18 protein-coding genes are annotated in these 20,049 nt (G+C 37.5%); 11 read left to right on the top strand and 7 right to left on the bottom strand.

Translation table 11 applies throughout. The annotated features are described in order from the left end of the window. Positions 1–152 precede the first annotated feature (152 nt). Both JMM81_RS05060 and JMM81_RS05065 read left to right on the top strand, forming a co-directional pair. Positions 153–1,016: a DegV family protein gene (locus JMM81_RS05060; RefSeq protein ID WP_256240442.1), complete on the top strand. Its 864-nt coding sequence runs from the start codon at positions 153–155 to the stop codon at positions 1,014–1,016. Between the two features lie 86 nt (positions 1,017–1,102). Continuing rightward, positions 1,103–1,234 carry a DUF3941 domain-containing protein gene (locus JMM81_RS05065; RefSeq protein WP_256240443.1) on the top strand — a complete coding sequence of 44 codons (132 nt, stop codon included), beginning with the start codon at positions 1,103–1,105 and terminating at the stop codon, positions 1,232–1,234. Positions 1,235–1,429: 195 nt separating this feature from the next. Here the strand turns inward: JMM81_RS05065 and JMM81_RS05070 are convergent, their stop codons facing one another. Continuing rightward, complete coding sequence (locus JMM81_RS05070) at positions 1,430–2,302, bottom strand: CvfB family protein (protein WP_256240444.1); 873 nt, start codon at positions 2,300–2,302, stop codon at positions 1,430–1,432. 204 nt (positions 2,303–2,506) lie between these two features. Here JMM81_RS05070 and JMM81_RS05075 point away from each other — a divergent pair, with 204 nt between their 5' ends. Further along, positions 2,507–2,998, top strand: coding sequence for a YajQ family cyclic di-GMP-binding protein (locus JMM81_RS05075; RefSeq protein ID WP_256240445.1), 492 nt, complete (start codon positions 2,507–2,509; stop codon positions 2,996–2,998). Positions 2,999–3,203: 205 nt separating this feature from the next. Further along, entirely contained in the window at positions 3,204–4,067 is an 864-nt protein-coding gene (locus tag JMM81_RS05080) for an SDR family oxidoreductase (protein WP_375162348.1), read from the top strand. Positions 4,068–4,229: 162 nt separating this feature from the next. Here JMM81_RS05080 and JMM81_RS05085 read toward each other — a convergent pair whose 3' ends face one another. Then, positions 4,230–5,738 carry an alpha-amylase family glycosyl hydrolase gene (locus JMM81_RS05085; protein ID WP_256240446.1) on the bottom strand — a complete coding sequence of 503 codons (1,509 nt, stop codon included), beginning with the start codon at positions 5,736–5,738 and terminating at the stop codon, positions 4,230–4,232. Positions 5,739–5,950: 212 nt separating this feature from the next. Beyond that, a complete protein-coding gene (asnB, locus tag JMM81_RS05090) occupies positions 5,951–7,798 on the bottom strand; it encodes an asparagine synthase (glutamine-hydrolyzing) (protein ID WP_256240447.1) in 1,848 nt (615 codons plus the stop codon). Positions 7,799–8,091: 293 nt separating this feature from the next. Here asnB and JMM81_RS05095 point away from each other — a divergent pair, with 293 nt between their 5' ends. Then, entirely contained in the window at positions 8,092–8,652 is a 561-nt protein-coding gene (locus JMM81_RS05095; RefSeq protein WP_256240448.1) for a DUF2777 domain-containing protein, read from the top strand. Positions 8,653–8,713: 61 nt separating this feature from the next. On the opposite strand, the gene JMM81_RS05100 is transcribed toward JMM81_RS05095, so the two are convergent. Further along, a complete protein-coding gene (locus JMM81_RS05100) occupies positions 8,714–9,067 on the bottom strand; it encodes a YisL family protein (RefSeq protein ID WP_256240449.1) in 354 nt (117 codons plus the stop codon). Between the two features lie 158 nt (positions 9,068–9,225). After that, a complete protein-coding gene (locus tag JMM81_RS05105; protein WP_256240450.1) occupies positions 9,226–10,425 on the bottom strand; it encodes a DUF418 domain-containing protein in 1,200 nt (399 codons plus the stop codon). A gap of 198 nt (positions 10,426–10,623) precedes the next feature. On the opposite strand from JMM81_RS05105, the gene JMM81_RS05110 reads away from it, so the two are divergent. The 6 genes from JMM81_RS05110 to JMM81_RS05135 all read left to right on the top strand — a co-directional run bounded on the left by JMM81_RS05110 (position 10,624) and on the right by JMM81_RS05135 (position 12,583). Continuing rightward, a complete protein-coding gene (locus tag JMM81_RS05110) occupies positions 10,624–10,845 on the top strand; it encodes a spore germination protein (protein WP_256240451.1) in 222 nt (73 codons plus the stop codon). 41 nt (positions 10,846–10,886) lie between these two features. After that, complete coding sequence (locus tag JMM81_RS05115; RefSeq protein WP_256240452.1) at positions 10,887–11,102, top strand: spore germination protein GerPB; 216 nt, start codon at positions 10,887–10,889, stop codon at positions 11,100–11,102. 72 nt (positions 11,103–11,174) lie between these two features. Beyond that, positions 11,175–11,780 carry a spore germination protein GerPC gene (gerPC, locus tag JMM81_RS05120; RefSeq protein ID WP_256240453.1) on the top strand — a complete coding sequence of 202 codons (606 nt, stop codon included), beginning with the start codon at positions 11,175–11,177 and terminating at the stop codon, positions 11,778–11,780. Then, complete coding sequence (locus tag JMM81_RS05125) at positions 11,777–11,956, top strand: spore gernimation protein GerPD (RefSeq protein WP_256240454.1); 180 nt, start codon at positions 11,777–11,779, stop codon at positions 11,954–11,956. Before gerPC ends, JMM81_RS05125 begins: the two co-directional genes overlap by 4 nt. Before the next feature lie 4 nt (positions 11,957–11,960). Next, positions 11,961–12,362, top strand: coding sequence for a spore germination protein GerPE (locus JMM81_RS05130; protein ID WP_256240455.1), 402 nt, complete (start codon positions 11,961–11,963; stop codon positions 12,360–12,362). Between the two features lie 2 nt (positions 12,363–12,364). Then, a complete protein-coding gene (locus JMM81_RS05135; protein WP_256240456.1) occupies positions 12,365–12,583 on the top strand; it encodes a spore germination protein in 219 nt (72 codons plus the stop codon). A 154-nt stretch (positions 12,584–12,737) separates the two neighbouring features. Here the strand turns inward: JMM81_RS05135 and addA are convergent, their stop codons facing one another. Together addA and addB are read right to left on the bottom strand one after the other, a co-directional pair. Further along, complete coding sequence (gene addA, locus JMM81_RS05140) at positions 12,738–16,520, bottom strand: helicase-exonuclease AddAB subunit AddA (protein WP_256240457.1); 3,783 nt, start codon at positions 16,518–16,520, stop codon at positions 12,738–12,740. After that, entirely contained in the window at positions 16,489–19,986 is a 3,498-nt protein-coding gene (gene addB, locus JMM81_RS05145; RefSeq protein WP_256240458.1) for a helicase-exonuclease AddAB subunit AddB, read from the bottom strand. Before addB ends, addA begins: the two co-directional genes overlap by 32 nt. Between the last annotated feature and the right edge of the window lie 63 nt (positions 19,987–20,049).

Below are 20,049 nucleotides of genomic sequence, written 5' to 3' on the forward strand. Positions count from 1 at the left end.
AAAAGACTATATCTTTTAAGGAAGTACATTAAATGGTACACTCATGAATATGTATACTAATAATAAATGGTAAAAATGAAGATTTTAGAACAAGGCGTCGTTAATAAATGTACCTCTACCTAAATGAGATTAATGGAAAGCAGGTGATCTCGATGCCAGTAAAAATTTTAACTGACAGTGCGAGTGACTTACCCTTACATTTTTATGAAGACAATCATGTTACACTTTTTCCGTTAAAAGTTCATTTGATCGATCAGGAATATGAAGATCTACTCACGATTGAGCCTAAAACGATATACGAGACCATTCGAAATGGGCACGTGCCGAAGACTTCTCAAGTTTCCCCACTAGCATTTGAAAAGATATTTACAGGAATGGCTCAAAATCACGAAGAGGGTATTTACATTGCCTTTTCATCACAATTATCTGGTACGTATCAAACAGCTGTTATGATCCGTGAACAAGTAAAAGAAGAATATCCTGATTTCAACTTAACAATTATAGATACGAGATGTGCTTCGCTTGGCTATGGGCTCATTGTAATGGACTCTGTCCGCTTAGCAAATGAAGGTGCCTCATTTGAACAAATCGTCAACAGAGCTGAGTTCCTCGCCGCACATACAGAGCATTTATTTACAGTCGATGATTTAGAATATTTAGCAAAGGGTGGGCGTGTGTCAAAGGCATCTGCCTTTTTAGGTGGGCTGTTAAACATTAAGCCGCTATTGAATGTAGAAGATGGCAAACTAGTTCCCATTGAAAAAGTTCGTGGTAAAAAGAAGGTTTTAAGCCGAATAATCGAGATCATGTCAGAACGAGGCATTGACTTTGAACAACAGACTGTGGGTATTAGTCATGCTGATGCTGAACAAACCGCACTAGACATGAAAAAAAGATTTGAAAATGAACTTCATGCAAAAGAAGTAGTTATTACTGATATTGGAGCCGTCATCGGTTCCCATACAGGTCCTGGAACGATTGCTATTTTTTTCTTAAATGAATTACCTCCAGCATAATTTGAATGGTAAAAACTCTCTTACATACTCCCTTTCCCCGTAGCAGACACTATTTTTGAACGCTACTGATGGAAAGGAGTTTTTTTATGCCACATACATCTGATAATGACAAAAAAGCGAAAGACAATAACGCCCTACGCCATGAAAAAAATATGATGCGCGAAAAAAATCGCAAAGCTGGAAAACGCCAATACTCCACGAAAACCGATCATCTTTAATGAAAAGCGAAGATGGCTTGATCAAGTTGTCCATAGCTAGACTAATCACAAGCCAAAAAGACTTGTTCAAAGATGATATGCTTAAAATGGGAGGAGAGAAGGTTACTCTTTAACCTTCTCGTTGACACTGTGGAAGCCCCACCGACCCCTAGCCACCATAGTTATATTAATCATTAAGGGCGGACTTCTCCCGCCCTACTGATCTTTCTTTGTATAAGTCCAACCTTCCTCTTGATAAACTTTTCCTTCTTTCATCAACCGTCCTAATGCCCGTTTAAACGAAGCTTTACTCATTTGAAATCGTTCTTGAATCTCTTCTGGCAAACTTTTATCCCAGTAAGGCATCGCACCATTTCTAATATTTAATACAGCCAAAATCTTTTCAGCATCATCGTCAAGAGCCTCTTCTTTTCTTGGTAACAATGACACATTAATGGTACCATCCTCTTTTACATCGATGATTCTACCTTCAACTTTTTCCCCAAGACGAGGTTCTACATTTCTTTGTGACTCGTGAATAAAGCCTTTAAATCCTTCTGCTGTAAAAATCCAGCTCCCCACTTTTGCCGTCCGATAAATATATCCGTGGATGCTTTTATTAAAATCAGCTCGCGTGGCTTTTACTGACTTCTCTTCAATAATCGGATCTGTCGCTAGCCTCACATAAATACGATTATTTTTATTGACTCTTAATGTGATAAACAGTAAATCACCGATTTCTGGCCAGATACTTTTATGAGCGGGCAAATCCTCTTCTCCTAACAGCATATCCTTCTGAATCCCAATATTTAAGAAAATACCAATCCCAGGCTTTACATCACTGACCGTAGCCCAGTCATATACACCGACGGTTATTTTGGGAATCGTAGTGGTTGCTGTTATTCTTCCTTTTGAATCAGTATATAAAAACACTTCAACCTTCTCATCTAGTTCCAAATTACGATCTGCTTCCCTACTATGTAAAAGAACATCTTCTTCTTCTGTTCCATCTGTTAAAAAGTAGCCGAAATCAGCTTGTCTTGCTACCTTTAATTCAACGACATGTCCAATCTGTTCATGTAATGACAAAAAAATTCCTCCTTAAAACCAAATAGACACCTTTTGATTGGGTGTTAAACAATAGATACTGTCAGCACATCTCCATTCCTAAAGTTGTATCAACTGCTATATTTTACTATAATTAATTTATAAAGGGAAACTTCTTTCCGTAAACAGCTTCGATCAGGCTATCAAACGGTTCAGTAGAAAAAATGTATTTTGTGGAGGGTTAATATGGCAAAAGAAAGTTCATTTGATATCGTATCAGACGTCGATTTTGCAGAAGTGACAAATGCGATCCAAATTGCAATGAAGGAAATTCAAACACGCTACGATTTTAAAGGCAGCAAAAGCGAAATTTCTCTCGACAAAGAAGATCTAGTTCTTGTTTCAGATGATGAATACAAATTAGAACAAGTAAAAGATGTCCTTTTTAGTAAATTATTTAAACGTGGTGTCCCTGTCAAAAACCTTGATTATGGAAAAATAGAAAAAGCGAGTGGTGGTACGGTCAGACAAAGAGCGAAACTCGTTCAAGGTATTGATAAAGAAAATGCAAAAAAAATTAATACATTAATTAAAAACAGTGGCCTGAAAGTAAAAAGCCAAATACAAGATGACCAAATAAGAGTAACCGCAAAAAGCCGCGATGACTTACAGCAAATTATTCACGCAGTAAAAGAAGCTGACCTAAGCATCGATGTTCAATTTGTAAACTATCGTTAATCAGAAAAGCGTAAACACCTTTCGAGGGTAGGCGCTGAAGCTAGACAGTTACCTAATTTCAAAAATACGTTACTTTCTTAAAGAGGTTGGAAATTGATATTCCATCCTCTTTTCTTTATGCAAATAAGCTCCTCTTCTATCCCTTCAAATAATCCTCTTCTTTTTACACATACTAAACCAAAAATGACTATATCAAGGGGGCAGTATGATGAAGCAAAACAAAAATGCTTTTCCACCACAGCATCAGAACAAACAGCCTGGGCTAGAGACTGAAATGAATCCGCAGCCTGTCTCAATCGATCCAAACTATAAAGGCTCCGGTAAATTAAACAACAAAACCGCTATTATTACGGGTGGTGATAGTGGAATTGGCAAATCCGTCAGCATTTACTTTGCTAAAGAAGGTGCCGATGTTGTCATCGTTTATTTAGATGAACATCAGGATGCAGAAGAAACAAAGAAAAAAGTCGAAGCAGAAGGAAAAAAATGTTTACTCCTTGCTGGAGATATTGGTGACAACTCCTTCTGCCAAGAAGTGATTAAACAAACAATTCATCACTTTGGAAAAATTGATATACTCGTTAATAATGCAGCAGAACAGCACCCACAAAATAGCTTGCTAGACATCAGCACCGAACAATTAGAAAAAACATTTAAAACAAATATTTTTTCTTATTTTTATTTAACAAAAGCAGCTCTTCCCTACCTTCAAAAAGGAAGTTCCATTATTAATACAGCTTCGATCACTGCCTATGAAGGTCACGAACAGTTGATTGACTATTCTGCAACAAAAGGAGCGATTGTTTCCTTTACAAGATCATTAGCAAAATCACTTGCTCCACAAGAAATTCGGGTAAATGGCGTGGCTCCAGGTCCTATTTGGACACCATTAATTCCATCAACCTTTTCTGAAAATCAAGTAGCAAGCTTTGGGACCAATACACCGCTTGGACGTGCAGGCCAACCATTCGAGCTCGCTCCTGGATATGTGTATCTTGCTAGCAATGATTCATCCTATATGAGCGGACAAGTCATTCATATTAATGGTGGCAAGATAGTAAACGGATAATAAGATTTATCCATGGTCACCAATTCACCCTGTTCTTCCGGTTTCACTCATCAAAAAGAGAGTGGCTGTTCGAAAATCAGCCACTCCTACTAAGAAATAGTTTCTTAACTTGTTGAAAAATAAAGAGAAAGGATCCATCGGTTATAGACTTATCTCTATCCTTTATGTTCGTTGTCTGCGTGATCTTTTCCTAACAAGAATGATGAAAACAGTAAATGAAATTAGTACAACTGCCAGCGCTAGTATATAAGGGTAATTTACACCTGATTTATTACTTAGCACATAGACTTCGGACTCATCACGATCGATTGTAATCGTAAATTGATCGTCCCTGCTGCGGACCAAGTCTCCGTTTAGTATCCCCCTCAATTCTTTATCAACAGCAAGCTCTTTAGCTGGGATCCTAACGGTTTCTGTTTGCGTTGTATTATTGATCGCCACAACAACCGTTTCATTTTCGTAGACACGTTTGAATACAGCCATTCCATTGTTTTCGTATAGCATTTCCATCGTACCTCTTGTGAGAGAAGGAAATGATGATCTTACTCTCCCAATTTTTGCTACATATTCGACTAAGTCATTATCAGCTCTGAAATTCATTTGCCTATGGTTATCAGGTGCTTCTCCTCCATCCAATGCAATTTCACTTCCATAATAGACAAATGGAATCCCTGGTGTTGTATAAAGAAACGTTAAGGCTTGTCTCCAGCGCGGACCTGGATGCTCATTGATACTCACTGTATCTCTTGTAAATCGAACAGTATGGTGATTGTCCATAAAAGTAGCCATTACATAAGGATTAGGATAGAGTTCTTCTTTTTGCTCCTGCATCGCAAACAAGGATGCGAAGGACTGATCAGGCTCCGGGAAAACCTTTCTTAACTCTTCATTCAAAGAATAATCAACAAAACCATCAATTCCAGTCTCCATATATGAAGCAAGTTCATCCGGATCATTGGTCATGGCTTCTCCAAGAAGATAGAAATTATTTTTCATACTTTTTACTTCCTTCGAAAAATCTAGCAAAAAACTTTCCGGTACTTCATTAACTGAATCTAAACGATAGCCGTCAATATCCGTCTCTTCAATCCACCATTTAGCCACATCTATTAAATATTTCTTAACTTCCACGTTTTCTTGATTTAATTTTGGCAAAAGACTCTTTTCTTGACTCACTTCCTGTTGCTCGGGATGGAACCAGTCTTCTTTAGTCGGATCATTTAACCATGGATGATTGGGCCCTATAGAATTCACAACAAAATCAAGGATTACTTTCATATCCCGCTTATGTACTTCATCTACTAGTTTCTTAAATAACTTGATTGATCCAAAATGTTCATCTGTTTTGTAGTAATCATTTACCCAATACCCGTGATATCCTCCCTCCATATTGTCAAAAATAGGTGTAAGTGATATCGTCGTAAAACCCATATCTTTTATGTAATCTAATTGATCGATTACTCCTTGAAAGTCACCACCATGGTAACCAATAGGGTCATCTAGATCGACACCCATATCGTTACTCTGATCACCATTATTAAAACGATCAATCATTATTAAATACACAGTTTCATCTTGCCATTTACGATCTCCATGTTCATCTGCACCTACTGATAGGATGTTAAAAAACAGTAACGAAATGAACAAGAGTATGATAGCTCCTTTTTTCATCCAAAATTCCCCTTTCTCCCCCCTGCTGTTCTATCATTATCTTAAAAAATTTATACTCATTCTTTAAGATTAGCTTTTCGTTTCTACATCGTCAACGAAAAACCTTTTTATTCTGAAACATTTGAAATATTCATTTTCTATTATAGAAAATAATAAATAAAGTTAAAAATCCAGAATTTCTCTGGTTTTTTAACTTTATCTCTTCATCCTTTTTAGTCCACAATATTAATTTTATAATCGTTAAACCAATAATGGATTTGCACTAAATGGGCTAACAACTGTGGGCCTGTCATCAATTGACCAAACCATGGTTCTTTAAACGAATCTCCTTCTGTCTCAACGATTTGACGTAGCTTCTCACTATCAAATAACTCATATAAAACCGAGCTGCGTTCTTGTAAAATACTTTCTAACATCCCTTTGACAATTTTTCGATAGGCAGGATGATGTGTCTTTGGATAAGGACTTTTTTTCCGATATAATACTTCATCTGGAAGCAGTCCTTCTAATGACTTTCGTAAAATTCCTTTTTCCTTATTTCCAACCATTTTCATTTCCCACGGGACATTCCACACATATTCTACTAAGCGATGATCAGCAAATGGAACACGTACTTCAAGACTTGCCCCCATACTCATTCTATCCTTCCGATCAAGTAAAGTCGTCATGAACGAAAGCATATTGATATAAAACAATTCTCTTCTCTTCGCTTCCTCTATACTTTCTCCATCAAGTAATGGAGTCTCATCTACCATTTCCTGATACTTCGCTAATGAATATTCACGAAGATTTAACCGCTCTTGCCAATGGTCCTTTAATAAGCCTTGTCTTTCATCAACTGATCTCATCCACGGGAATCCTGGTCGATTTAAATCCTCTGCACGCTTAAACCATGGATAACCACCAAAAATTTCATCCGCACATTCTCCGGATAAACCTACGACAAAATCCTTTTTTATTTCACGGCAAAACCAAAGTAAGGAAGAGTCCACATCAGCCATTCCTGGTAAATCCCTAACATGAACGGCCTCAATCAAGTCCTCAGCCAACTGTTCTTGGGAAATCACACAATAATGATGAACCGTATTAAACGTGTCTGACATTTTTTTTATATATTCACCATCTGAATTTGGTTGAAATTCATTGGCTTTGAAAAACTGACCATTTTCTTCATAATCAATTGAATACGTATGAAGCTGACCTTTGCCTTCTTTTTGAAAAGCGTTTGCGGTAATGGCTGTTATTGCACTTGAATCGACACCTCCGGAAAGAAAGGTACAAAGAGGAACATCTGAGACGAGTTGCCTTGTGACAGCATCCGTAAATAAAGAACCGATCTTTTCAGTAGTTTCATCAAGTGAGTCATGGTGTTGTTCACTTTTCACATTCCAATAACGCCAAATCTTTAATCCGTCACGAGAAAAGGTTAACGCATGAGCGGGTCGTAACTCTTTAATTCCTTTAAATACACCGGAACTTGGTGTTCTTGATGGGCCTAATCCAAAAACTTCTGCCAACCCTTCCCGATCGAGCGCTCGGTTCACATTAGGGTGTGCCAAAATCGCCTTTAATTCTGAACCAAAGATAATCCCTTTCGCTGTTTCATAGTAAAATAATGGTTTTACACCTAGTCGATCACGACCAATGAACAGCAAATCTCGCTCCTGATCCCAAACGGCAAAAGCAAAGATTCCATTTAAATAATCAACACATTTTTCTTTCCATTCCATATAGGCAGCTAACAGGACTTCAGTATCAGAATGACCATTAAATGAATATCCTTTTAATAACAACTCTTTTCGGATATCTTCTGTATTATATAGCTCACCGTTATAACAAATCGTATACCTACGATCCTGTTTTGTTTTTACCATAGGCTGCTTACCGCTCACAGGGTCAACAACGACTAATCTTTTGTGCCCAAATCCAACATGCAGATCTGTCCAAATATTTGTATCATCCGGTCCTCTTTTCGCCAAAGTTTCCGTCATCTTTCCAATCGTAGTCTTTTCATTGTTTAAATTCTTGTCATAATCAATCCAACCCGTTATCCCACACATCTATACTCATCCTTTCTTTACGGAACCTTGATAGCTACCATTTCTTTACCTAGCCTATGCAACATGTGTAAAAATGGTTATTTGTCCTAAAAAACAAAAAATGTGTTTAAAACAGAGGGAATCTGTCTACAAATAGAAAAACGAAATCAGCTTATGATCCAAGTCCCTAACCGATGGCCTACTAAAGGAGCAATGCCAGAACTTGTATGTCCTGTACGCCACATCTAGATAATAGAGAAAAGAGAAATCATCCCTTCTATAATAAGGGGTTCTATATGGAGGTTTTATAGATCATGAATAAACAACAGCGTACAAAATTAATTGAATATCAACAGCGTGCCTTCACAGAGGGAACAATTGAGTGTATAAACGATCAATGGGTTTTTTTTGATGATGAGACAGAGGAAGCTACACTTTTAGATGTATGGCTTCATGAAGAAATTGAAGTATTTCGCTTAAATCGCTGGAGAAAAGGGGTATTAAATAAAGAAGGTAAAATGAAACAAGGCAATGATGTCATTCACTTAAAAAACCAAGAAACGATCCGAATCCGTAAACACCTAGTATTTGCATTAGAACAATTACTAAAAGAAGTAAATGATGATGCTTTTTGTCAATTTATCACCAATTTAAACAGCATGAATTTTTCAATTTACGATTGTATTTATTGCTATAATCATCTAACCTTCTTAAGTGAAACGAAGCAAAAAAGTGGAGTTAACTTTATTATTTTTGATAACGGTGAATCTATTTGCAGCGTTCATCATCATTTCGTCTACTATGAAAAAACAAGCGACCGCTTCGAATTTACACTAAATACAGGAAAAAGAATGGTCATTGAAAAAATAGGATGATTTTTTATTCTGTCTATCAACGCAAAAAAAACTGCCAATTGGCAGTTTTTTCACATATTATCTAAATATAAAATCCTAATGGAAGCGTTAATCCTAAGTAGACTACAACAACAAATAAAACAGCAAACAAAGCCCAAACAGCACCTGTTGGTTTTCCTTTGATTGTAAAAGTAAGAACCATTTCAAAGAAACCAATCACAAGCACTCCCAAAATGGCCTTAATCCAATACATGGAAGTAATTGGACCTAGATCAAAGAGCATCACAACACCCGTAGCAATAATTAATAGATAAAATAATCGTAAGATCATTTGAACGACTTTCAAACCACGAGATTTTCCAGCTTTATGTAGTCCGATTGCAATAAAAAACAAAATCAATGCTAATAACCATGTTGTAATATGTGCATGTGTCATTCTTTCAATTCCTCTCTATTAAAATTCAAAATTATCATATCACATAGAAAAAGAAAAACCTACTTATATGATGTTAACAATCCTCATTTTCCTATTGAATTATTCTCATCAAAGAATTAATAAACATTATATTCTTATCCATGAATTTCATTAGACACTTAAGAAAGACCTTTTGGTTTTCGCACGAGTTTTTGCTTTTTAAAATACGTAAAGTTTCGCCATGCCCATTCTGCCGGACCATAGTAAAAAGATTTAAGCCATAGTCTACTCAAGAAAATTTGACAAGTATAAATGACCAGAACAAGCAGGGTTCCCATAGCAACAGATACTTTTCCATATACCCCCAAACCATAACTATAGAATATGAGCGTTGCCACAATGGATTGAAGTAAATAATTACTAAAGGACATTCTTCCAACATATGAGATAGAAGTGAGTAGCTTATTCAAGTATTTTTTTTCAGCAAACAAAGCAATGGTCAAACCGTATGAAATAGCAAGAAGCGGTCCACCGAGAATATCCTGAACATATGTGGTAGCCCAATTGGTTGCCAACATATATGGAAACAACTTAAAAACGAAACCAAATATGCTTGTTAGAATAAGTGTGATTGTTAACCCTTTTCGATGTTTATCAACCTGTTCAAGCCATCTATACTTCGCAGCACTACCACCAATTAAAAAAAGAGGTAACAATGAAAAAAGCATCATCACCAGCCCAAACACATTATTCGTATAAGTCCAGTCATCCATACGCTGTGCTGTAATCTCAAAAAAAGATCCATTCTGATAGATATCTAATGATTGTGAGGATAAGAATGGATTGTTAATAGAAAACTTTTCCCCTGGAAGAAATAAAATAGTCAAAAATAGCATAACGATAAAAAATAAATTTGGCAAAATATACAATAAGTTACCGATGATCATCATACTTCGTCCACTCAGACGAATAAACAAAAGAAAGATAAAGCCTAAGAGAGCATAATTAAATAAAATATCACCATGCCAAATAAAAAAAGCATGGGCTAGGCCAATAACTAACAAAAGCGAAAGCCTTCTTAACGCAATAGGTATAAAAGAAATCTTTTTCAATTGTGCTCTTTCCCTTAATAACACGAGTCCATACCCAAATAGCATCGAAAACAGCGGATAAAAGCTCGCTTGGACAAAGATATCAATAAAAATATAGACTCCTTGATCAAGCGGATTCTGCCACCATTGCAATGGATCAATGTACAAAAATGGCGAGTGAAATGACAGCATATTCACAAGAAAAATACCTAATATTGCAAATCCTCTCATCATGTCTAAGGATACAATCCGATTCTTTTCTTGCAAAGGGGATATTAATGATTCCATATTTCAACTCCTCACTAATTAGTAACCATTCTATTTCTATTATAGAATATAATACTTTAAAAATTTGTAAATAACACAAAATATTTAAAAGCATTAAGCTACCGAATCACCTTTCGTCATTCGTAACATACAATATCAAAAGCTGGGCAAGAATCACTTTTATTCAGCCCCATAAAAAATATTAAAGGGTGTTACACTATGCCAGCCATTGTAGGTGCTGTTCAAGTTATATCGATCGGATCAGCTGCCGTTTTCCATATTGGGGATGTCTACAAAATATCAACCATATCCAACGCAAAGACGTTCGCTGGAGCAGGATCTTTTAATACAGGTGAGACGCTTCATGTGAAAAATCAGCAAAGCTCAACAAATACTTTTGATCAAGATGGAACCGACCAAGGGAATTTCTTTAATGTTTAGCAGTCTCATTCCTAAAGTGACTAAATAAAGTGGTGAAATATATGAATTTCTATGTTCAACAATCCATATCTATTCAATTTTTGAAAATTGATGGGATTACAAACTCATCTGTACTCCAAATCGGGAGTGCTGGGATCATTAAACCTGCTTCTCATTTGTATAATACAGGCGGATATATAGAACCTGCCCCTGAAGCAGAAACACCCAGTTCAGTAATCGAAGCACCAGCTGTTCCATTGACATCTCCCACTTCTTAATTCTTACTTGAACGACCATGTTTCGCATCATGTTTTTGATTGTCGTAGACAGAGTATTGTGAGGTGTGAAGAATGAACCAAAATATCTATCCGATACTCCAATCGATGCAAGCATACCTAGCTAAACAAGATAAAAAAATACGTAGTCTCCAACAGAAGGTAAACTCCTTGGAGAATACCGTAACTGAATTACAAAATCGCCCTCCTGTTCATGTCGAACGGATGGAATACAAATTTGATCAATTGAAAGTTGAAACACTAGAGGGAACATTAAACATTGGTTTAAATCCAACGGACTTACAGGGAATCGAGGACTTTTCTGTTCCAAATCAAAAGGGACCTGCCTCTCCGAAAGAAAGAATGTCGATGTTCACAGAAATTGAAAACTATATCGATCAATATCTTGATACAAACTTATCAGCCATTGTTCAGGATGTAGGACAACAAATAAACTTTCAAGTGGATGATTCTTATCGTGAATTTATTCTTCAAGATATTAAAAAACAACTTCCAAACAGAATTGAGTATTATTTAAACCAGCCTCATAGAAAGGCAAACGAATCGCCTGAACAACAAAAAGAATGGATTCTAGAACAGCTGAAGAAAGAAATTCACTATGGTGTTTTAACTTTTCTTCAACATTTACCAGAAAATATGAAAGGAACGAAATCAGAATGAATTTTGAAGTCGTTAATCGTGAACTTTGTGTCGGCAGTATTCGGGTACTTGGGGTTTCAAGCTCTTCGCTGTTAATGGTTGGAGATACCAATACAGTCCAGCTTACTTCTCTATTTGATACCCCACCCGAATCCTTAATTATCGGTCCATTTGTCCCACTAGTTCCACAAGGTTAATGCTATGTTGAAACGGACAGCAAAAGTAGACGCTCTTAAAGTAAAATCAGCCGGAATTTCCTCTGTGATTCAGATTGGTGATTCAAACGTAGTAAATGCTTTTACCCGTGCCATCGCCGTACAAAGACAGAAAGAACTCTTTTATTCTCATGAAGCAGATTTTCATTTATTTGATCTTTTTTCTAAATCACTCCCTCTTCCATCCATAGATGAAGCAATTACCACTCAAACAACATCATTAAATCCAATTATAAAGGTGGGTATGATTGATGTTATTGGGATCAGTTCCTCGGCTATTTTGCATATTGGGAACTCTGAACATGTTCAAACAGAAGCCCGAGTCTTGCATATTAGACAATTGGAGTCCACAGAGAATAATAGTGACAACGCTACAGAGGAGGATTAAAGATGCCTGCATTTATTGGACCCGTACAAATTTCTAACGTTGGTGGAGGCACTGTTCAATTTGGTGACGCGTTAAATATTGCACCAAAAAGCAACTCAAAGTCGAATTTAGGTTCAGGAGCAGGGAATACTGGTGCATTTATCATGACAAATAATGGGGTAAGCGCTACCAATCATATCGATAATAATTTAATCGATCAACCGAATGTCGGCAATAATTAATCGTAAAGCTAAAAGATCCTTGTGTTAACGTGTAAAAAATGAAATTATCTTTATAGGAAGGCTGTGTTAAACAATCGTGTTGATGCTCCAATGGCCATTTATCAACAATCATCATTAACACCGGCAGGAAACCATTTTCCTGCCGGTGTTTCGGTTATCTTTCTAACTTTAAAATATGAGCTCCATCGAAAAAAAACAAATATCGTTCGGCAACAGGTCGTTTATAAATTTGCTCCACTGCTTTTGTATAAAGATCAATTTGAATCCGGTAACGATTTTCAAGGATTGGTTTTGCTTCTTCAAAACCTCCTTTAAACCGATCTGTGATTCCATCCGTTTTGTAATCAACAAGGACCAATTCTTCCTTATCCTCGAACAAACAATCAATGATTCCTTGAACAAAGACCGGTTCATCCTCCCCTATCCAATGATCATAGGCTTCAGATGCTTTCATGGATAAACTGAATGGAACTTCTCGTTGAAGTTTCTGTGCAGTGACCATTCGTTTACCTAAATCTGTTTGGAAAAACGCCCGTAATCCATCAGGATCAACCACTAATTTCTGTTCCTCTGTTAAGAGTTCTTTACAAACCATTTCCTCTAAAAGGTTCACGATCGTTTCACGATCAGTAGGCTTTGAAAGATTGATATGCTGCATCACCATATGCATAGCAGTCCCTATTTCTGCTGGTGATAATGCTTTTTCCTGCATAAAACGTGGTCGATTCATTAAGGGCTTTTTAAACTTACGCAATAAATCTGTTCCACTTGATTCATCAGCTGTATCCTTCTGTCTTTTTATTTCTGAGACAGACTGTTTTGATCGATGGGACGATGAGCTAATAAAAGGATACGCCCATGATAGCTTTGCTTCAACCTCTTCTTTATAGACGGATTTGATCGGAATTTGCTTACCTTGAATGACGTTCTCAAGCCATTCCACATCCTCTGTTTGTGAATCTTCATCAAGAATAGCCGCTTTATCTGCCTGAATCACATCTACCTTCCAACAGGACGGATGTTCAATCAAGTGTTTTGGGAGCTGGGAAGCGTCATGAATACCTTCATCCAATAGAGTTTGACTGTCACGATGTCTGATAAGCGAAGGTCCCACCCAGTCAAGGTAACTGATTGCAGAAGCACGTTCATAATCCTTTAATAACCAGTCCCTATGATCAAGAGTTTGCTCCCATTTCGTCAGCTTTTTTTGCAAGTTTTTTACAGAAGCAAGTAAGTACAGTTTCTCTTTTGCTCGTGTCAACGCCACATACAAGACACGCATTTCTTCCGCAAGCATTTCCATTTTCTTTTTTCGTTTAAACGCAAGCTGTGGAAGTGAGGAATAGGTGATTCGTTTCTCTACATTGACATATTTCGCAGCAAAACCATATTCCTTATCAAGTAAATAAGACTTTTTCAAATCCATCATGTTGAAGTTCCGACCTAAACCAGCTACAAATACAATGGGAAACTCTAGACCTTTACTACTATGGATGGTCATGACACGAACCACATCCTCCTGCTCACCAAGCGCACGAGCAGCCCCAAGATCATCTCCTCGTTCTTGCATTCTTTCAATAAAGCGAAGGAATCGGAATAAACCACGGAAGGAAGTCGCCTCATATTGTCGTGCCCGATCATAAAGGGCCCTTAAATTAGCCTGTCGTTGTTTACCACCTGGAAGCCCTCCAGCAAAATCATAAAAATGAGTATCACGATACAACTGCCAAATTAACGCGGATAAGGAGCCTTGTCTTGCCATTGATCTCCATCCGTCTAACATCAGGACAAATGGTTTAACTTTATCATATACATTTTCAATTTCACCTATTGGCTTTTGACGGCAGAAAGAAGACAAAGCCTCATAAAAGGTTCCATTCTTTTCGTGAATGCGGATATTTGCTAGCTCCTCTTCATTTAGACCAACAATAGGAGATCGAAGAACAGACGCAAGCGGTATATCCTGATACGGGTTATCAATCACCTTTAAGAGTGACATCATAATGGTGATTTCAGTTGCTTGAAAATATCCAGTTGAAAGGTTCGCATAAACAGGAATTCCTTGCTGCTTAAACTCCTCCATAATTTGCGGAGCCCATGTCATTGAGCGAAGTAAAATCACAATATCCCTGTACATCACAGGGCTACTGCTATTCGTCTTTGGATTATAGACAGAAGTCTGCTCTTTGATCATTTCTTTAATTTTTTGCGCCATCACTCGTGCTTCAAGCTGTGACTGTTCAAGATCAACGGCATCAAAAACAGCTTGTTCCTCTTCATAGCTATCCTCTTTAGGCTCATTCCTTTGATCGTTCTCAAGGTCAACAAGTAGCAATTCAATTGGATAGTTATCTTCCTCTGGATAGGAAGCTCCTTTTACAAGCTCGGCCGATTCGTTATATTCAATTTCCCCGACTTTCACACCCATGATTTGCTTAAATAAATAATTGGTTCCAGAAAGAACTTCCTTGCGACTGCGGAAATTCCTTGCTAAATCAATTTTTAAACCACCATCTTGTCCTTCACTTGTAAAGCGATTATACTTGCCAAGAAAAAGATTTGGTTCAGCAAGCCGGAAACGATAGATGGATTGTTTTACGTCACCTACCATAAAAAGGTTACCTGTTTGTTCTCCTTCTTTCGTGACAAGCTGAATAATCGCTTCTTGGACCATATTCACGTCCTGATATTCATCGACGAGCACTTCCTTAAATGCATGACGAAACGTGTGGGCTGCTTCAGATGGAGAGAGTACACCATCCTTCTTAGCCGTTGGATCTAGTAAGATATCAAGGCAGTAATGCTCTAAATCAGCAAAATCCACAATCCCTTTCTCACTTTTCACTCTACTAAAACGATCAGAAAAGCTTTGCACAAGATGAGTGAGTGTTTCAATAACCGGCTTCATTTCTTTCATGTCTTTTAAGTAACTTTCCGGCTTCCGTGTAAATAATTCCGCTTGTAGATCTTGAAGCTTTTTCTTTGCCCCATCTCGTAATTTTTGAGCCTTCTCTATTAAGCCTTTATCAAACTCGTCACCCTTACAAATCTTTGCCCGTGAGAAGGACCAGCTTTGCATAGCCTGATATAACGTATTCCACGAATCTTTGCTTGCAGCGATCATCGTGTCCACAATACGAATATCATCTAAAAAATTCTCTGCCCTTGGTGTAGGTCCACCTGGAATTTTCGTTAAAGAAAGTCCTTTTTCAAGCATGTCTTTTACACCGTCAAGCTGAAGTCCGATATCAAATGTCAATGATGTCATAAAAGGAAGTTCGTCTATCATTGAAACCGAATCCACTTCATACATATCGACGATCTCTTGTAAATAGTTTTCTGGTGCTGGGTTCGAGCGGGCAAAATCATATAAATCATGAATGATCTCCATTAGTGCACTATCACTACGATCATTTGTGAAGCTATCAACAAGACGAAAGAAATTTTCGTTATTTGGTTTCCCATACTCTTCCTCAAATAACTCTTCTAACACTTCGTCCCTTAACAACTGACCTTCTGTTTCATCTGCAATTCGAAAGCCTGGATCAACATCGATTAAATAATAATATTTTCGAATGACCTCAAGACAAAAGGAATGAATCGTTGAAATAGATGCCCGATTTAACAAACCAAGCTGTTTTCGTAAATGATTGGAAGCCGGGTCATCATCAATTGCCCTTTCCAATGCTTCACTAATTCGGTGACGCATTTCAGCTGCAGATGCATTAGTAAATGTGACAACCAAAAGCTCGTCCACATTGATCGGTTCCTCTTTGTTCAACACCTTATTAATCATCCGCTCAACTAGAACAGCTGTCTTACCAGAACCCGCGGCCGCGGCAATTAAAATATCTTGTCCACTGGCCATAATGGCTTTCCATTGGTCATCCGTCCATGTTACAGATTCAGGCTTTGGAGGTATCATGTTCTTCCCCATTGTTCCCTGCCTCCTTTCTCATTAATTCAAGGGCTTGATCTTTCGAATGAGATGCAAGCATACGATATTGGTTGTCTTCCATTGATTCATCAAATTGACAAACCGATTTATATGAACAAAATGTACATGGAGATTGATCCTTCATTTTATAAGGAGAAATTTGAATATTTCCCTCTGTAATGGCATTTCCTGTTTTCACATACATTTGACGTACATAGTGACGGATATCATTAAATTCTTGCATGCTCGCCACCTTGGAGCGCTTAGACAATGTTCCATCTTTTTTGATTTCTGCTGGAATAACGATTGATTTCCCTGTCTCAATGGTATGATCCATCAATTTAATGGCATTTTCTTCACCAAGCATTAATCCATTCATTTTGAATTTTTTCATCATTTCCTGTTCAATGTCTTCCATCGTCATGATTTTCTTAGCGTTAATCATTGGATTATGGACATGAAAATAAAGAACCCCAGCTGGATTGGCTTCAGAACCGATTAAACTTGTTGAATGACTTATAATAATATCTAAATACGTTAACATTTGCAGTGCCATACCATAATACACTTCACCAAGATTTAACTCTTTTGCGCTTGATTTATAATCAATGATCCGTAAATAAACACCACTCTCATCCTCCGCTTTGTCTACACGATCAATCCGACCAACAAGCTCCATTTTCGTTCCGTTTCGCAACTGAAAAGACAATGGTGGTAACTCACGTTTCGGTCCGAAGGCTAATTCTAAACCAACTGGTGAAAATCCACTTACTTTCGCATGTTCACTTAAAATGATCGATGCACGGCTAATGATTTGCTCGAGCTTTCTTTTAATATACGTATGACGATTCGAGCTCAGTAATATTTCATTTTGTAGCTTTGGTGCCAGTGCTTCTACCGCATCCTTAGCTAACCTTTCTGATTGTTCTCTTGTAAGCGATGGCCATGATAGATCGTTGGTCATCACCATTTCAGCAATATATTTTAATGCTGCATGGAATAACTCACCAATATCAGGTGCTTCAAGCCGGAAGACTTGTCGATCTCTTAGCTTCAGACCATGCTGAGCAAAGTGAGAAAATGGACAGCTATGAAAAAGCTCCATCCTAGACACACTCGCTTGGATCATATCACCATACAAATCATGACTAACTTGTCCTGAAAGCTGTTTCACTGGATTTTTGTAATCCAAGCTCGATAGCACACGGGTAGCTGTTTCCTTATTCGCTCCTGTCACATACCAGTTATATACATCCCACCAGAAATCAGCTAGTGGATAGTTCCTCTTTTTTAACTGGAGTTGGGTCGTTAAGTACGATAAACTTCTGTTTGAATGTGATATATAGTCAAACTGTTCTTCCGCTGACAACTCAGCAGGATCTGTCATATAAAAAAGTTCAGTATGATTAGGAAATAAATCCTGCATTCTTTTTATATAAAGAGAAGGCATTAATGCTCGTCCTTCTTCATTCGCAAGCGGGTAGCTGATATATAAGGCTTCCGATGGCGTAACAAATGCTTTATAGGCGATAAATTCTTCATCTAATAGTCTCGTTCTGCTTGAAGGAGCCATTTTCAACCCATTGATCAGCATTCTTTCACGATCTTCATCAGCTAGAATTCCATCTTCCGTAAATTTCGCTGGTAACACACCCTCATTAAGTCCAATAATAAAAGCAACCTTTACATCTGAAAGTCGCGACTTCTCTAAATCACCTGCCAGAACTTGATCAATCGCTGGCGGAACAAGAGAGAAACGAAGTGCTTCTAAACCAGCGTCCAAGACCTTTGAAAATGACTTGAGAGAAATCTTTTGATCGCCGAGAATTTCAACAAATTGGTCAAGAATATCCATGATAGCATTCCAAGCTTGGTCATGCTCCCTAGCTTTTACAAGATTGCCTTTCTCTTCTTCAGCTAGTTTCCATTTCTCCAGTTGTGTTGGAATATCAAGTTCTTCAAGGAATAAATAAAGAGCCTCTCCTAGTTCCCGGCCACTAGCTGCTTTTTTCAATCGGCGTGATAATCGTAAAATGGGGGCTGTCACCATAAGACGAAGTTCATTCAATTCCTGCTCTTTCTCTCTTTCCGCATCGGTTTGGGCTACATTTTCTAATTCTAACCCACGGAAACGACGATAATTCCAGCGTTCTCTCTTCGTCCATTTATCTCCTTTGATCCCATAAGCCAACACATAGTTTTCAAGGCTATCCATTTGTTCTCTGAGTTTTTCTGTTTGCTGACCAACCGGAAATAAAAGCTCGGTTTTAATCGCTCGAAAAACTGGTTCATAACGCCAGTTCCCGTTTATGATTTCGAGAACAGATCGAATTAGCTCCACTAAGGGATGGTGTAGCATCGTTCTTTTCTGATCAATAAAATAAGGAATATCATAATCACGAAAAATCGTTTCAATCAATTCATGGTAATCCTGACCATTTCGCATAAGCAAAGCGATATCCCGATAGCGATATTTTTTTTCAAGAACAAGTTGTTTAATGTTTCTGGCAACGCCTTCTATCTCAGCCCTTCTATTAACAGCCTGCGCAAGATAGATCGAATTTTTCCCCTCATAGCTATGTGCAGGACGTGAATCGAAATTAGCCTCTAAATGTTGTAAAGATTCATCACTCCATCTTGTTTGCTCGTTTAAGCTAACTTCTTCTACTTTCAACCCATTGACAGAAGCGATCTCATATAATGTCCGAGAGTTTTCTCCTGAAAGGCGAAATAAATATAATTCATCAGGGCCAACGCCGCGAAAAGAACGATCCTGTGTTAAGGTAATCGTGACATTCACACAATGCTTCATTAATTGCTCAATAATCATATATTCTTGTGGTGTGAAACTATAAAACCCGTCAATATAGATTTCTGCTGATTTTAAATAAGAAGACTGTGCTATTTTTTCAGATAGCAAACGGAAATAATCTTCTGTATCAATATATTTATTCAATAATGCCTCTTCAAAGCTTTCATAAATTAACTGTAAGTCATGGAGTTTATCTTTCAGTACCTTTTCAGATAAGTCATTCTGCGTTTCTGCCAGTTCTGACGGATGAACACAATACCGCTTAAATTCAATCAACATCTGCTCCATTTGGTTGATAAAACCAGCCTTATCAGTGGCGCGCTCAAAGAGTTTTAGATCCTCTTTTTTATCTTCAATAATTTTTTGAATCAACATACTGATCCCTGTACTGTTCAAATGGTAACGACTCATTCCACCTGTCTCCTGAAGAATTCTCCAGGCCAGTCGGGTAAAGGAAAAGACTTGTGCCCGGATCATCCCACCAAGTCCTGGTGTGTTGATTAATTGATATTCCGATAAAAAAGTCATTTGTTCTGGTACTAAGTAAATGATCGGATTTCCTTCTGGATTTTCCGCCAATTTTGATCTTATTTCATTTAGACATATAGTCGTTTTCCCACTGCCCGATCGACCGATTAACAAACGGACTGACATTTGCAATTCCCCTTCCAGTACTTTTCTAATTTATATTTTATCACAATAAGACAATAAAATTTT

This window comes from Bacillus sp. V3B (assembly GCF_024494465.1).
Lineage (GTDB): Bacteria > Bacillota > Bacilli > Bacillales > Cytobacillaceae > Bacillus_BD.